The following is a 13790-nucleotide window of genomic DNA, read 5'->3' as shown; positions in this document are numbered from 1 at the left end:
CGGTCTGCTATCGAGAGCTTTCCGTGTCCGTGGGAGCGGTGCTTGTGGCGCTGGCTCCTGCGGCGACTTCTTCGGACGGAGGCTCACTCACGTCCACGAAATCGGAGGGATTGTCCTGCGATTCTACATCAGCGTCCAGGTCCTTCCGTCCGCGGCCGGGCTGGTACGGCGAAGGCTCCAGGCCCGGGTGACGACGCGACTGCACGATGAGGATCGCGAGACCCACGACGATGCCGATGATCGCGGCCCAGACGTTGCTGCGCAGGCCCAGGATGATCTCGCTCGGGTCGATGCGGATCGACTCCCACACGACGCGGCCCGCGCTGTACCAGATGAGGTAGATCGCGAAGAGCCTGCCCCACTGCAGAGCGGTCACCTTGCGGCTCAGCCACAGCAGGACGACCACGCCGAGAAGGTTCCAGATGACCTCGTAGAGGAAGGTCGGGTGGAACAGGGTGCCCTCGGGAAGGCCGGGAGGGAAGGCCGAGTTGTCGGACTCGATCTCGAGGCCCCACGGCAGGTCGGTCGGCAGACCGAACAGCTCGTGGTTGAACCAGTTGCCGAAGCGTCCCATCGCCTGCGCGAGCAGGAGACCGGGAGCGAGGGCGTCGGCGAAGGTCCAGAAGCGGATGCCGGTCCAGCGGCAGCCCAGGTACGCACCGATGGCACCACCGATGAGCGCACCGAAGATCGCGATGCCACCCTCCCAGATCGCCCAGACGGAGCCGGGCTCGAACGGGTTCCAGGTGTTCTTGCCCTCGCCGAAGTAGAAGTTCGGGTGGGTGAGCACGTGGAAGATGCGCGCGCCGATGATGGCGATCGGCACGGCGAGGATCGAGATGTCGATCACGACCCACGGCTCTGCCCCGCGCTTGGTCAGGCGGTGGTTGGTCAGCAGCACGGCGGCGATGATGCCGGCGATGATGCAGAGCGCGTAGAAGTGGATCCGGAGCGGGCCGAGGTCGATGTAGGAGACCGGGGGGCTGGGGATGCTGGCGAGCACGCCGCTGAAGGTGCTGTGGAGCGCGAGGGACATGATTGCGATTCTAGTTCTCGTGTGCGGGGCGCGACGACGACGTGCCGACGGCCAGGTTTCGGGTGACCTCGGCGAGGGCGGGGATGCCGCCGTCGCGCAGGGCGCGGACGAGTGCGGTGCCGACGATCGCGCCGTCGGCGTACTCGGACACGCCGGCGATCTGCTCGGCGGTCGAGATGCCGATGCCCACGCAGGCTCGGATGCTGCCGTGCTCGCGCAGGCGCCCGACCAGTGTGCGCGCCGCACGGTCGAGTTCGGTGCGTTCTCCGGTGATGCCCATGGTCGACACGGTGTAGACGAATCCGGTCGACGACTTCACCACGAGCTCGAGGCGCTCATCGGTCGACGTGGGGGCTGCGAGGAAGACGCGGTCGAGGCCGGTCCGCTCGCTCGCGGCGATCCACTCCCCTGCGACGTCGGGCGTGATGTCGGGGGTGATGAGCCCTGCGCCTCCCGCTGCCAGCAGGTCGTCGGCATAGCGGTCGACGCCGTACTGGAAGACGGGGTTCCAGTAGGTCATGACCAGCACGGGGACATCGGTGGCGGCTGTGATCGCACGGATCGCGGTGAAGAGGTCCTTCATCTTGAACCCGTTCGCGAGCGCGGCGGTCGTCGCCTCCTGGATCACCGCACCGTCCATCACCGGGTCGCTGTACGGCGGGCCGAGCTCGATGATGTCGACGCCGTTCTCGGCGAGGGCGATCGCGGCCTGGATGCTCGTCTCGAGGTCGGGGAAGCCGACCGGGAGGTATCCGACGAAGGCGCTGCGACCCGCCGCGTGGGCTGCGGCGATCGCCTGTTCGACGCGGCTCATAGCTCGGGCTCCCCCTTCGAGGCTGCGTCTTCGGCTGCGGTCTCCTGGGCGACGTCGTGCGCGAGCGCCTCGGCGTCGTAGAGGTCGAAGTAGCGTGCAGCGGTGTCCATGTCTTTGTCGCCGCGGCCCGAGAGGCAGATCGCGATCACGGCATCCGGGCCGAGCTCGCGTCCGAGGCGCAGGGCTCCCGCGAGAGCATGCGCGGATTCGATCGCCGGGATGATGCCCTCGGTGCGACTCAGCAGACGCAGCGCCTGCATCGCCTCGTCATCGGTCGCCGGGATGTACTCGGCGCGGCCGATGTCGGCGAGCCACGAGTGCTCGGGTCCGACCCCCGGGTAGTCGAGTCCTGCCGAGATCGAGTGCGACTCGACGGTCTGCCCGTCCTCGTCCTGCAGGACGTAGGTCTTCGCGCCGTGCAGGATGCCGGGGCGACCGCGTTCGATGGACGCGGCGTGACGGGGCGTGTCGACTCCGTCGCCTGCCGCCTCGACGCCGTACAGCTTCACGCCCTCGTCATCGAGGAAGGCGTCGAACATGCCGATGGCGTTCGATCCTCCGCCGACGCACGCGACGACGGCGTCGGGGAGGCGGCCGACCTCGTCGAGAAGCTGCTGGCGGGCCTCCTCGCCGATGATCTTCTGGAAGTCGCGCACCATGGCGGGGAACGGATGCGGGCCCGCGGCGGTGCCGAAGATGTAGTTGGTGGTCTCGACGGTGGCGACCCAGTCACGGTACGCGTCGTTGATCGCGTCCTTGAGCGTGCGCGAGCCGGAGGTCACGGCGACGACCTCGGCACCGAGCAGCCGCATCCGGGCGACGTTCAGCGCCTGGCGCTCGGTGTCGACCTCGCCCATGTAGATCGTGCAGTCGAGGCCGAAGAGGGCTGCGGCGGTCGCGGTGGCGACGCCGTGCTGGCCCGCGCCGGTCTCGGCGATCACGCGTGTCTTGCCAAGACGCTTCGTCAGCAGCGCCTGCCCCAGCACGTTGTTGATCTTGTGTGAGCCGGTGTGATTCAGGTCCTCGCGCTTGAGGTACACGCGCGCGCCGCCGGCGTGCTCGGCGAACCGCGCGACCTCGGTCAGCGGCGACGGACGCCCGGCGTAGGAGCTGAGCAGCGATGCCAGCTCGGAGCGGAAGGCGGGATCGACGATCGCGTCGGCGTACGCCGCGGACAGCTCATCGATCGCTGCGATCAGCGATTCGGGCATGTACCGCCCGCCGTAGTCGCCGAACAGTGGCCCGTGCTGATCACGCAGGCTCATCACGCCTCCAGGAAGCTCTTGAGAGTGGCGACCGGGTCGCCCGTGACGAGCGCCTCCCCGATCAGGACGACGTCCGCACCCGCCGAGCGGTAGTGCGTGACGTCTGCAGGGGTGAGCACCGCGGACTCGGCGATCTTGACGGCCGAGTCGGGGATGCGCTCGACCAGTCGACCGAACAGGTCGCGATCGAGCTCGAGGGTCTTCAGGTCGCGAGCGTTGACCCCGATCAGAGGCGCACCGAGGTCGATCGCGACCTCGAGCTCGTCGGCCGAGTGGGTTTCGACCAGAGGGGTCATGCCGAGCTCCGTGATGAAGCCGAACAGGTCCTCCAGCACGGAGCGCTCGAGTCCGGCGACGATCAGCAGGACGAGGTCGGCACCCGCGGCACGTGCTTCGAGCACCTGGTAGCGGTTGGCGATGAAGTCCTTGCGGAGCACGGGAAGGGAGACGCGGGAGGTGACGGCCTCGAGATCGGCCAGGCTGCCGCCGAAGCGGCGCTCCTCCGTGAGGACGCTGATCGCCGAGGCTCCCCCCGTCTCGTAGAGCGAGGCCTGCAGCGCAGGATCCGGGATCTCGGCGAGGGCACCGCGAGACGGGCTCGCGCGCTTGACCTCGGCGATGATCTTGACGCGATCGGCAGGCGCGAGGAACGCGAGGGCGTCCTTGGCCGCAGGGCGCGCGAGAGCATCGCGCTCCACGTCGGCCAGGGGCCGGGTGAGCGCGCGACGTTCTGCGTCAGCGACTGCGCCGGCCGTGAGGTCGGCGAGCACCATTAGTGCGCCTTCGGCGAGTACTTGGGGCCCTTCACGCCGTATCCGGCCCTGGCGAGCAGCCAGCCCACGAGCGCGCCGATCGGGACGATGGCGGCGCCGACCCAGATCAGGGCGACCCACACGGGGCTGAACTCGGCGAGGCAGAACGCCAGCGTGCCGATCGTGAAGCCCGCGAGCATGATGATCACGGCGGTCCATGCTGCCGGCGAGTGTCCGTGGCCGGGGTCAGCGATCGGGTTGGTCATGGTCTCCTCCGGGGGACGACGTGGTGGGTCGGTTCAAGTCTATCGGGGTCATCGTGTGGGGTCGGTTCCGCGAGACAGGTCGTCCCACGAATCGATCGCATCCACAGGGCCTGCGGCGGCCTCGACGTGCGCGGCATCGGTGCGGTAGCGGCGTCCGCCCGTCTTCCATCGACGCCAGGTGAACAGGACCACGAGCGAGGCGGCCAGCAGCACGATCCACCCGATCAGCGTCATGACCGGCCAGGCCGAGAGCTCGATCCCCGCGACGACGTCGGCGATCGCCGAGCTTCCCGCGAGTCCGGTGGTCTCGGTCACGGTCGGTCCGACGGCGCTCAACGGTTCGGAGAGCAGCAGCTGGAAGGTCGTCCACCCGAGGAACAGGGCGCTGGCAGCGCCGAGCACGCCGAAGAACAGCCGGAGCACAGGGCCGACGATCGACAGGGCGATGCCGAGCGCCAGCACGGCGAGACTCAGGGGCGCGAGCAGCGGCAGCGCGGAGGCTCCCGGAACCAGGATCGCCTCTCCGGCATCCGCGCGCTCGACGGTCAGCCACGTCTGGGTCGACGAGATGATCCCGACTGCTCCGGACAGGAGGAAACCGGAGACCGCGAGGGAGCGTCCTCGGCGGGCGAACGTCACGAGGATGCGCCTCCTTCGACGGCTTCGAGGTCGTTCGAGTCGAAGCAGGTGCGTGTCCCGGTGTGGCAGGCGGGCCCGGTCTGGTCGACACGGAGCAGGATCGCGTCACCGTCGCAGTCGAGGCGTGCCTCGTGCACGACCTGGATGTGGCCGGAGGTGTCGCCCTTTCGCCAGTACTCCTGCCGAGAGCGCGACCAGTACACGGCGCGCCCCGTCGTCAGGGTCCGACGCAGTGCCTCGGCATCCACCCACGCGAGCATGAGCACCTCAGCGGTGTCCCACTGCTGCACGATGACCGGCGCGAGCCCGTCTGCGTTGAACGCGACCTGAGCGATCCGCTCCTCGATGTCGGTCATCGGACCAGCACTCCTTCTGCGCGCAGCGCGTCCTTCACGTCCCCGACGGTGAGAGCACCCGTGTGGAACACGCTCGCAGCGAGCACCGCATCCGCCCCCGCCTTGATCGCCGGAGCGAAGTCGGATGCCTTGCCTGCACCGCCCGAGGCGATGACCGGCACGGACGCCGCCTCGCGCATGAGCTTCACCAGTTCGAGATCGAAGCCGTCGCGCGTGCCGTCCGCATCGATCGAGTTGACGAGCAGCTCTCCGGCACCGCGCTCGGCTGCCTCTCGCGCCCAGTCGAGGGCATCGAGGGTCGTCTGCGTGCGCCCACCGTGTGTGGTGACGACGAAACCGGACGCGGTGGTGTCCGCGCGCTTGACGTCGAGCGAGAGGACGAGGACCTGCGCGCCGAACCGGTCGGCGATCTCACCGATCAGCTCGGGTCGCGCGATGGCGGCGGAGTTGACCCCGACCTTGTCGGCGCCGACCGAGAGCAGCCGCGCGACGTCGTCGACGCTGCGGACTCCCCCGCCGACGGTGAGCGGCACGAAGACCTGCTCCGCAGTGCGCTGCACGACGTCGTAGGTCGTCGCGCGGGCGTCGACGGTCGCGGTGACGTCGAGAAAAGTGATCTCATCCGCACCCTGCGCCGCATAGTGGCGCGCGAGTTCGACAGGGTCGCCCATGTCGCGGAGGTTCTCGAAGTTCACTCCCTTGACGACGCGGCCGTCGGCGACGTCCAGACACGGGATGACCCGGCTCGCGAGCGTCATCAGAGCCTCGCGTTGTGGATCGCCGTCACGAGGATCGCCCGGGCGCCGAGCGCGTACAGCGCGTCCATCACGGGGTTCACCCGTGCCCGCGCCACCATCACGCGGACAGCCACCCATTCGGGATCCCGCAGCGGCGAGACGGTCGGCGACTCGATGCCGCCGGCGATCTTCACCGCGTCGTCGAGCAGCGCCAGAGGCAGGTCGTAGTCGATCATCACGAATCGTCGGGCGACCATCACGCCGCGCAGGCGACGCAGAAGCGTCTCCGACCCGTCGGCATCCTGTGGGCCGGCGATCAGCACGGCCTCGGACTGCAGGATCACGGGACCGAAGACGTCGAGGCCTGCCTGACGCAGTGTCGTACCCGTCTCGACGACGTCCGCGACGGCATCGGCCACGCCGAGGCGCACGGCGGATTCCACGGCACCGTCGAGCGGCACGAGATCGACCGCGATGCCGCGCTCGTCGAGGAACGCGTCCACCAGCCCCGGGTACGAGGTCGCGATGCGGAGACCGTCGAGCTCGGAGACCTCGGTGTAGCGGCCGGCGGGCGCAGCGAATCGGAAGGTCGAACCGGCGAAGCCGAGCGCCTCGATCTCGCGCGCTCCCGGCATCCGGGCGTCGAGCAGGAGGTCACGGCCCGTGATGCCGACGTCGATGGCACCGGAGCCGACGTAGGTGGCGATGTCCTTCGGACGGAGGTAGAAGAACTCGACGTCGTTGTCGGTGTCGACGACGTGGAGGGTCTTGGGGTCACGACGACCGGCGTAGCCGGCCTCCGCGAGCATGTCGGCGGCCGTCTCGGAGAGAGAGCCCTTGTTGGGAACAGCAATGCGCAGCATGGGATGCCTTCAGATCGAAGCGAGTGGGGCGGAGCGCTTCACAGATGTCGGTAGACGTCCTGCAGGCTCAGGCCCTTCGCGATCATCATCACCTGCACGTGGTACAGCAGCTGCGAGATCTCCTCGGCCGCGGCCTCGTCGGATTCGTACTCGGAGGCCATCCATACCTCGGCGGCCTCTTCGACGATCTTCTTGCCGATCGTGTGCACGCCGCCATCGAGCTCTGCGACCGTCCCCGATCCTTCGGGTCGGGTCTCGGCCTTGAGGCTGAGCTCGGCGAACAGCTCGTCGAAAGTCTTCACGATTCCAGGCTAGCGGCTCTGGCGCGGTCCCTGAGCCGAGTGACGGCCGCTTCGACGTCCTCGGCGCCGTACACGGCGGATCCCGCGACGAAGGTGTCCGCCCCGGCGGCAGCGGCCGCCTCGATCGTCGCATCCGAGATGCCGCCATCGACCTGGAGCCAGACGTTCGAGCCGCGGCGCTTGGCCTCATCCGCGAGAGCGCGCAGCTTCGGCATCGTCTCGGGCATGAACCCCTGACCGCCGAACCCGGGCTCCACCGTCATGACGAGGATCTGATCGAACTCCTCGAGCACGCTGTACAGGCCCTCGGCAGGGGTGTCGGGCTTGATCGCGACGCCGGCTCGAGCGCCGATGCTGCGAAGCGTGCGGGCGAGGGAGATCGGGTCGGCTGCGGCCTCGAGATGGAACGTCACGCTCGCGGCACCGAGCTCTGCGTATGCGGGCGCCCAGCGCTCGGGGTCCGTGATCATCAGATGCACGTCGAGTGGGATCGGGCTCGTCGCCTGGATCCGTTCGACCATCTGGGTGCCGAAGGTGAGGTTCGGCACGAAATGGTTGTCCATGACGTCGACATGCGCGAAGTCGGCCGACGCGATCTTCGCGAGGTCCCGCTGCATGTTGACGAAGTCGGCGGCGAGGATGCTGGGGTTGATGCGCGGTGCGCCCGGGAGTTCCACGTGTCTATTCTCCTTCGTCGGCGCGTGCGCTGCGCTTGTCGGGCGCGGCGAGCGTGTCAGTCGTGTCCCGCTGCAGGAGCGCGAGGAACATCGCGTCCGTGCCATGGCGATGCGGCCAGAGCTGGACCCGACCCGAGCCGTCGTCTGCGAGGTCGATCGGCGAATCCGCGACCCGTGCGACCACCGCACGTGCGTCGAGCTCAGTGATGTCGGTGCGTCCGCGCAGGACCTCCTGCACGACACCCGTCGTCTCGGCGAGATGCGGTGAGCAGGTCGCGTAGGCGACGATGCCACCGGGCGCGAGCGCGTCGAGCGCTGAGGACAGCAGTTCGACCTGCAGCGGCGCGAGCTCGGCGACGTCGGCCGGGGACTTGCGCCAGCGGGCCTCAGGACGCCGCCTGAGCGCACCGAGGCCGGTGCAGGGGGCATCGACCAGGATGCGATCGAACATGCCGCTGTGCGAGGCGCCGAAGGTCCGCCCGTCCTCCTCATGGACGACGATCTCCCCGGGCACGGCGCGCAGGGCGTTGCGCACGAGACGAGCTCGTGTCGGCACCACCTCATTGGCCTCGAGCGTCACATGATGCGGGCCGGCGACCGCTGCGAGCAGCGCCGTCTTGCCTCCGGGGCCGGCGCAGAGGTCGAGCCACCGCTCGCCCTCCGAGATCGGTGCGGCTTCGGCCAGCGCGAGTGCGACGAGCTGCGACCCCTCGTCCTGGACGCGCACGGTGCCGCCGGATGCGGCGATCACGCGGTGCGGGTCTCCGCCCGGCGAGCCGTACGCCGTCGGCGCATACGGACGACGTGGCTCTCCCGGCTCCGCGAGGCCGGGGAGCGCGACCAGCGTCACCTCGGGCGAGGCGTTGTCAGCGTCGAGGAGATCGTCGAGCTCATCCGCGCGTCCCTCCGCCGCGAGAGCGCGGCGGAGAGCACGGATGACCCACACCGGGTGGGCCGAGCGCAGGGCGAGCCTCTCATCGTCGGAGCGCGCCGAGTCCTCGATTCGCCTCTCCCATTCCTCCGGAGTCTCCCGGGTGATCCGGCGCAGCACGGCGTTCGCGAAGCTCGACGCTCCCCGCCCCTGTGCCATCGCGACGAGGTTCACGGACTCGTTCACCGCGGCGTGCGAAGCGACCCGGGTGGCGAGCAGTTGATGTGTCGCGAGCCGCAGAGCGTCGAGCACAGCCGGATCGATCTCGTCGGCGGGCCGGTCGGCCGCCGCCGAGATGATCGCATCGTACGTGCCTCGGCGCCGCAGTGTGCCGTACGCGAGTTCGGTGGCCAGCGCCGCATCCTGCGGGTTGAGGCCCGCCTCCGCGATGGCCGGGGGCAGGATCAGGTTGGCGTACGCCTCGGACTCCGACACGGCGCGGAGTACGTCGTATGCGACCCTCCTGGCCGGCTGCACGGTGCGCTGCGGGCCGCGCTGCTGCCGCTCTCCCCCGGACGCACCTCGTCGGCCGGACGCAGGATCGCGACGCCCCTGCGAGCGGCCACGGGGTTCTCCGGTACGGCGACGACGCTCGCCCTGCTCGCCGCTCATGCTCCGGCCCTCACCTTCTCGGTGTCGCGCTGACCACGCCACCAGTCGACAGCGTTCATGGCGCCCTTCCCTGCGGGCTGCACCCGCGTGACCGACAGCGGTGCGGATCCGGTCCCGATGAGCAGCGCCGACTTCGTCGCGACGATCTCGCCGGGTTCCAGTTCGGCACCGTCATCTCCGGGCAGCGCTGCGAGGATCTTGAGTCGCAGACCGTCGACGGTCGTGTGGGCGCCGGGCTCAGGCGTGACTCCGCGGAATCGCGCGTACACCGCTCCGAGCGGTTGGGCCCAGTCGAGCAGCCCGTCGTCGAGGGTGAGCTTCGGCGCGAGTGTCGGCTCGCCGTCCTGCGGCACCGGTCGGGCACTGCCGTCGGCGATCGCCGCGACCACCTCTGACATCAGATCAGCACCGTCGACCGCGAGAGTCTCGAGCGCCGCATCGGCGGTCGCGTCCGGGGCGACGTCGACGACGCGCGTGGCGAAGACATCGCCCGCATCGAGCGCAGGCACGAGCTGGAAGACGCTCGCGCCCAGCTGCTCATCACCCGCGATCAGCGCTCTCTGCACCGGTGCGGCGCCTCGCCACTGCGGCAGGAGCGAGAAATGGAGGTTGATCCAGCCCTTCGCCGGGGTCGAGAGCAGCGGCTCGCGGACCAATCCCCCGTACGCGACGATCACTCCCAGCTCGGTGCCGAGCCCGGCGATCGCCTCTGTCGCCTCCGCATCGAGCCGTGCGGCCTTGATCACCGGCAGACCCAGTTCGGTCGCCGCCTGGGCGACCGGCGATGGCGTCAGCACGCGTTTGCGGCCCAGCGGCGCATCAGGCCGAGTGACGACCGCGATGACGTCGTGCTCGGTCGCGAGGCGACGGAGGGTGGGAACGGCGGCCGACGGTGTGCCGGCGAAGACGAGACGCATGAAGGTGCTCCGGAGGGATGCGGTGGTGGATCGGGTGAGTGCTGAGGGTTCTTCGCGATCAGAGCTCTGGGTCGAGGATATCGAGCCGAACCGAGAGCGCGATGCGCGTCGACTTGCCCTTGCCTCGACGAGCGCTGACGGCTTCGGCGACGACCGCGGCACGGAGCGTCGTCGCGACCTTGGCCCCGGCTCCGTAGTCGAAGCGCACGAGGGCGCGGACGCGGGGCGGGTAGTCCTCGGAATCGACCGGCACCGGTCCGAGCACGGCGTCCGACGGCAGCGCGAGTTCCTGCAGAGCCGCGAGGGCCCTGCCGACCGCTGACGCGGAACCTTCGACCAGCGCCACGCGCGCCGCCGGGGGCATGTGCAGCGGTGCGCGTTCCGCCAACTCCGACCTCGCATATCCGGACTGGTTCCACGTGGCGAGTGCCCTCGCGATGGAGCCGTCGACCCCGACGAGGTGGATCGGGGCACCGGGAGCCGCGAGAGCTGCGGCGTTGGACCACCAGCGCAGGCACGCCTCTCCGATGCGGAGGTCGGGCGCCTGCAGCATCCGCGGCCCGTCGAGCAGGACGACCGCTCGGTAGCCGCCCTCGGCCAGCGGCTCCGCGCCACGGGTCGCGACGATGAGGGACGGCTTGTCCGTGACGTACTCCACCGGGTGTGCGCTGTCGGCCACGATCACGCGGATGCCGGGGAACGCCTTGCCCAGCTCATCGGCTGTGCGCTCACTGCCCGACGAGGCGAGGCGCAGCTTCGTTGACGAGCACGCAGGGCAGGCCCAGACCCGCGCACCGCGCCCGCACCAGGCGCAGACGGGGACGGCACCGCGATGCTTCGCCCCCAGAGGGCCACCGCAATGGGCGCAACGGGCAGGAGCCCGGCACTCGGCGCAGACCAGCGAAGGCGAGAACCCGGGGCGGGAGACCTGCACCAGCACGGGTCCCTCTGCGGCGGCATTGCGAGCCGAGAGGAACGCGGATGACGGCATCCGCTGCGCGGTGGGCGCGTCCATCTCCTGAGGTGTGCTCAACACGACCCGCGGCAGGACCCGGCGCGCGGCCCTGACATCGTGCAACCAGCCGTGTGCGACCAGTCGCTCGACGTCGGTGGTTCGCGTGTGGCCGACGAAGAGGAGCGCCGAATTCTCCTGCTCCTGCCGCAGAAGCGCTGCGTCCCTGGCATTGATGTACGGGGCGAGGGGCTCGCCGAGCAGCGGATCTCCGTCGTCCCACACCGCGACGAGTCCGGCGCGCACAGGGGCGTACACCGCCGAGCGATTGCCGACGACGATGCACGGTGCGTCTTCCAGTGAGCGGAGGAACGAACGGTATCGGTCGGGATTCGTCTGCCTCGAGTCGTACCGGGCGACCGCTTCGGCGGGAACGGACGTGGCGAGTACGGCGAGGAGCTGATCGAGGTCGCGGTGATCGGGCACCACCAGGATGCTCGACTGTCCGGCGGCGAGCATCCTGGCCGCCGACGATGCCAGCAGAGCGGCCCACCCCGGCGCCCCGTCGTGATGCACGGGGATCGCTTCGACGGCGGCTCGTCCGCCGCTCTCCAGCACCTCTTCGAGACCGTCGTACGACGCGACGAGCTCGGCCGAACCCGCGAGTTGCTCTTCGGTCGAGACGACCCGTGGCGAGTCCGCTTTCCACGCCTTCTCGACGCGCACCTGTCTCTTCGGGATGACGAGCCGGAGCACATCGGATGCCGATCCCGCTGCACGGTCGGCGGCGCGCCGCGCGAGCCGGTAGAGCCTGTCGGGCAGCACGGGGACCGGCGAGACGACGCTGTCGACCTCGGACAGGGGTCTGTCGGCATCGTCTTCGCTGTCGAGCTCGATCACGTAACCGTCGATCACTCGCCCCGCCGTGCGCAACGGCACGCGCACCCGCACTCCGGGCACGACATCGCCGAGTTCTTCCGGCAACGCGTAATCGAACAGGCGATCGAGCTGAGGAAGCGGCGAGTCCAGGAGAACGCGCGCGATGCGTCTGCTCTGCGCGTCAGAAGGCAACAGGCTCTGCCCGTCAGAGGACAACAGGCACCGGCCCGTCAGAGGCCGGCAGCGCGCCGCAGCTCTTCGGCGCGGTCGGTGCGCTCCCAGGTGAACTCCGGCAGTTCGCGCCCGAAGTGTCCGTAGGCAGCGGTCTGCGCGTAGATCGGGCGGAGCAGGTCGAGCTGCTCGATGATCGCCTGCGGGCGAAGATCGAACACATCGCTGATGGCGCGGGTGATGACCTCGTCGGACACCTTGCCGGTGCCGAACGTCTCGACGTACAGGCCGACGGGGCGTGCGACGCCGATCGCATAGGCGACCTGCACCTCGAGCCGGTCGGCGAGACCCGCGGCGACCGCGTTCTTGGCCACCCAGCGCGTGGCGTACGCACCCGAGCGGTCGACCTTCGACGGGTCCTTCCCGCTGAACGCGCCTCCGCCGTGCCGAGCGGCGCCACCGTACGTGTCGATGATGATCTTGCGTCCGGTCAGGCCCGCATCGCCCTTCGGGCCGCCTGTGACGAAGGGCCCGGCCGGGTTGATGTAGTACGTGATGTCGTCGAGGTCGAGCCCGGTCGTCTCGAGGATCGGGTCGATGACATGCTCGCGGACCTGCGCCTTGATGTCGTCCTGCGAGATGTCGGGGTGGTGCTGGGTCGAGAGGACGATCGCGTCGACGGTCTTCGGCGTGAATCCGTCGTAGCCGAGCGTGACCTGCGTCTTGCCGTCGGGTCGGAGGAACGGCAAGGCGCCGGAGCGTCGCGCTTCCGTCAACCGCTCGGCGATCCGGTGCGCCGTCCAGGCGGCCATCGGCATGAGCTGCGGCGTCTCGTTGGTGGCGAAGCCGAACATGATGCCCTGGTCGCCCGCGCCGAGGCTGTCGAAGGGATCGATCGATCCGCCGTCGCGGTGCTCCTGCGCGTTGTCGACGCCGTGCGCGATGTCGGTCGACTGCTCACCCACCGAGATGCTGACACCGCACGAGTCGCCGTCGAAGCCGGTCTCGCTCGACGTGTAGCCGATGCGGTTGACGACCTGCCGGACGATGGTGGGGATGTCGACGTACGCCTCGGTGCGGATCTCGCCCGCGACATGCACGAGTCCTGTGGTGACCAGAGTCTCGACGGCGACCCGGGAATCCCGGTCTTTCGCGATGAGCCCGTCGAGGATGCTGTCCGAGATCTGGTCGCAGATCTTGTCCGGGTGCCCTTCGGTGACGGACTCGGACGTGAACAGACGCAGGGCGCTCATCAGGGCTCCAGAACGGGGTCGGACGGTAAGAAGGGGGTCGCTCCCATGATGGACCGCACCGCCGACATCAGCCGGCGGTGCGGTCATCGGACGTCACTCGGCGTGACGGAGGCGGAGCTTGTCCTCGTTGATCTCGTGCAGAGCGATCGTGAGGGGCTTGTCCTCGACCGACGAGTCGACCAGCGGGCCCACGTTGTCGAAGAGGTTTCCCTCGTGCAGGTCGGAGTAGTAGTCGTTGATCTGACGCGCGCGCTTGGCCGCGTAGATCACGAGCTCGTACTTGGAGTCGACACGGTCGAGCAGGTTGTCGATGGGGGGATCGATGATTCCGTTGGTGTGGTGTCCGGCCATGGTGGGACCTCCTGATC

At 69.3% G+C, this 13790-nt stretch carries 16 protein-coding genes; all 16 read right to left on the bottom strand.

The window, feature by feature from the left end; translation table 11 throughout:
- Window positions 1–7 precede the first annotated feature (7 nt).
- Window positions 8–1036 carry a prolipoprotein diacylglyceryl transferase gene (lgt, locus tag ACTJKH_RS03610; RefSeq protein WP_210097950.1) on the bottom strand — a complete coding sequence of 343 codons (1029 nt, stop codon included), beginning with the start codon at window positions 1034–1036 and terminating at the stop codon, window positions 8–10.
- Window positions 1037–1046: 10 nt separating this feature from the next.
- On the bottom strand, window positions 1047–1850 hold the full coding sequence (gene trpA / locus ACTJKH_RS03605) for a tryptophan synthase subunit alpha (protein ID WP_440735790.1): 804 nt from the start codon (window positions 1848–1850) through the stop codon (window positions 1047–1049).
- Window positions 1847–3115 carry a tryptophan synthase subunit beta gene (trpB, locus tag ACTJKH_RS03600; protein ID WP_210097952.1) on the bottom strand — a complete coding sequence of 423 codons (1269 nt, stop codon included), beginning with the start codon at window positions 3113–3115 and terminating at the stop codon, window positions 1847–1849. Before trpB ends, trpA begins: the two co-directional genes overlap by 4 nt.
- The gene (gene trpC / locus ACTJKH_RS03595) at window positions 3115–3885 is read right to left on the bottom strand and encodes an indole-3-glycerol phosphate synthase TrpC (protein ID WP_210099178.1); all 771 of its coding nucleotides are present in this window, start codon (window positions 3883–3885) and stop codon (window positions 3115–3117) included. Before trpC ends, trpB begins: the two co-directional genes overlap by 1 nt.
- A 2-nt stretch (window positions 3886–3887) precedes the next feature.
- Entirely contained in the window at window positions 3888–4133 is a 246-nt protein-coding gene (locus tag ACTJKH_RS03590; protein ID WP_210097953.1) for an HGxxPAAW family protein, read from the bottom strand.
- A gap of 48 nt (window positions 4134–4181) precedes the next feature.
- A complete protein-coding gene (locus ACTJKH_RS03585; protein ID WP_210097954.1) occupies window positions 4182–4772 on the bottom strand; it encodes a Trp biosynthesis-associated membrane protein in 591 nt (196 codons plus the stop codon).
- Window positions 4769–5128 (bottom strand): phosphoribosyl-AMP cyclohydrolase, encoded by a 360-nt coding sequence (gene hisI / locus ACTJKH_RS03580; RefSeq protein ID WP_259159021.1) that lies wholly within the window; start codon window positions 5126–5128, stop codon window positions 4769–4771. The genes ACTJKH_RS03585 and hisI overlap by 4 nt, the downstream gene beginning before the upstream one ends.
- The gene (gene hisF, locus ACTJKH_RS03575) at window positions 5125–5886 is read right to left on the bottom strand and encodes an imidazole glycerol phosphate synthase subunit HisF (protein ID WP_440735789.1); all 762 of its coding nucleotides are present in this window, start codon (window positions 5884–5886) and stop codon (window positions 5125–5127) included. The genes hisI and hisF overlap by 4 nt, the downstream gene beginning before the upstream one ends.
- A complete protein-coding gene (gene hisG, locus ACTJKH_RS03570) occupies window positions 5886–6728 on the bottom strand; it encodes an ATP phosphoribosyltransferase (protein ID WP_440735788.1) in 843 nt (280 codons plus the stop codon). Before hisG ends, hisF begins: the two co-directional genes overlap by 1 nt.
- Before the next feature lie 38 nt (window positions 6729–6766).
- A complete protein-coding gene (locus tag ACTJKH_RS03565) occupies window positions 6767–7030 on the bottom strand; it encodes a phosphoribosyl-ATP diphosphatase (RefSeq protein ID WP_056307688.1) in 264 nt (87 codons plus the stop codon).
- Window positions 7027–7707, bottom strand: coding sequence for a ribulose-phosphate 3-epimerase (gene rpe / locus ACTJKH_RS03560; RefSeq protein ID WP_307803591.1), 681 nt, complete (start codon window positions 7705–7707; stop codon window positions 7027–7029). Before rpe ends, ACTJKH_RS03565 begins: the two co-directional genes overlap by 4 nt.
- Window positions 7708–7711: 4 nt before the next feature.
- Window positions 7712–9250: an RsmB/NOP family class I SAM-dependent RNA methyltransferase gene (locus ACTJKH_RS03555; protein ID WP_440735787.1), complete on the bottom strand. Its 1539-nt coding sequence runs from the start codon at window positions 9248–9250 to the stop codon at window positions 7712–7714.
- Window positions 9247–10167 carry a methionyl-tRNA formyltransferase gene (fmt, locus tag ACTJKH_RS03550; protein WP_440735786.1) on the bottom strand — a complete coding sequence of 307 codons (921 nt, stop codon included), beginning with the start codon at window positions 10165–10167 and terminating at the stop codon, window positions 9247–9249. The genes ACTJKH_RS03555 and fmt overlap by 4 nt, the downstream gene beginning before the upstream one ends.
- 58 nt (window positions 10168–10225) lie before the next feature.
- Complete coding sequence (locus tag ACTJKH_RS03545; RefSeq protein WP_440735785.1) at window positions 10226–12190, bottom strand: primosomal protein N'; 1965 nt, start codon at window positions 12188–12190, stop codon at window positions 10226–10228.
- 38 nt (window positions 12191–12228) lie between these two features.
- The gene (gene metK, locus ACTJKH_RS03540; protein ID WP_440735784.1) at window positions 12229–13422 is read right to left on the bottom strand and encodes a methionine adenosyltransferase; all 1194 of its coding nucleotides are present in this window, start codon (window positions 13420–13422) and stop codon (window positions 12229–12231) included.
- 93 nt (window positions 13423–13515) lie between these two features.
- On the bottom strand, window positions 13516–13773 hold the full coding sequence (rpoZ, locus tag ACTJKH_RS03535; protein ID WP_042536631.1) for a DNA-directed RNA polymerase subunit omega: 258 nt from the start codon (window positions 13771–13773) through the stop codon (window positions 13516–13518).
- Between the last annotated feature and the right edge of the window lie 17 nt (window positions 13774–13790).

The sequence above is a fragment of the Microbacterium sp. 22215 genome, from assembly GCF_052045655.1.
In the GTDB taxonomy this organism is placed as follows: domain Bacteria; phylum Actinomycetota; class Actinomycetes; order Actinomycetales; family Microbacteriaceae; genus Microbacterium; species Microbacterium phyllosphaerae.
The sequence above is the reverse complement of the archived record's forward strand: the minus strand, read 5'-3'. Positions and strand labels throughout refer to the sequence as shown.

What these genes read in the sequence shown, in the direction of transcription:
- lgt (WP_210097950.1), bottom strand. Translation starts at nt 1,036, where the DNA reads ATGTCCCTCGCGCTCCACAGCACCTTCAGCGGCGTGCTCGCCAGCATC.
- trpA (WP_440735790.1), bottom strand. Translation starts at nt 1,850, where the DNA reads ATGAGCCGCGTCGAACAGGCGATCGCCGCAGCCCACGCGGCGGGTCGC.
- trpB (WP_210097952.1), bottom strand. Translation starts at nt 3,115, where the DNA reads ATGAGCCTGCGTGATCAGCACGGGCCACTGTTCGGCGACTACGGCGGG.
- ACTJKH_RS03590 (WP_210097953.1), bottom strand. Translation starts at nt 4,133, where the DNA reads ATGACCAACCCGATCGCTGACCCCGGCCACGGACACTCGCCGGCAGCA.
- hisI (WP_259159021.1), bottom strand. Translation starts at nt 5,128, where the DNA reads ATGACCGACATCGAGGAGCGGATCGCTCAGGTCGCGTTCAACGCAGAC.
- hisF (WP_440735789.1), bottom strand. Translation starts at nt 5,886, where the DNA reads ATGACGCTCGCGAGCCGGGTCATCCCGTGTCTGGACGTCGCCGACGGC.
- hisG (WP_440735788.1), bottom strand. Translation starts at nt 6,728, where the DNA reads ATGCTGCGCATTGCTGTTCCCAACAAGGGCTCTCTCTCCGAGACGGCC.
- ACTJKH_RS03555 (WP_440735787.1), bottom strand. Translation starts at nt 9,250, where the DNA reads ATGAGCGGCGAGCAGGGCGAGCGTCGTCGCCGTACCGGAGAACCCCGT.
- fmt (WP_440735786.1), bottom strand. Translation starts at nt 10,167, where the DNA reads ATGCGTCTCGTCTTCGCCGGCACACCGTCGGCCGCCGTTCCCACCCTC.
- metK (WP_440735784.1), bottom strand. Translation starts at nt 13,422, where the DNA reads ATGAGCGCCCTGCGTCTGTTCACGTCCGAGTCCGTCACCGAAGGGCAC.
- rpoZ (WP_042536631.1), bottom strand. Translation starts at nt 13,773, where the DNA reads ATGGCCGGACACCACACCAACGGAATCATCGATCCCCCCATCGACAAC.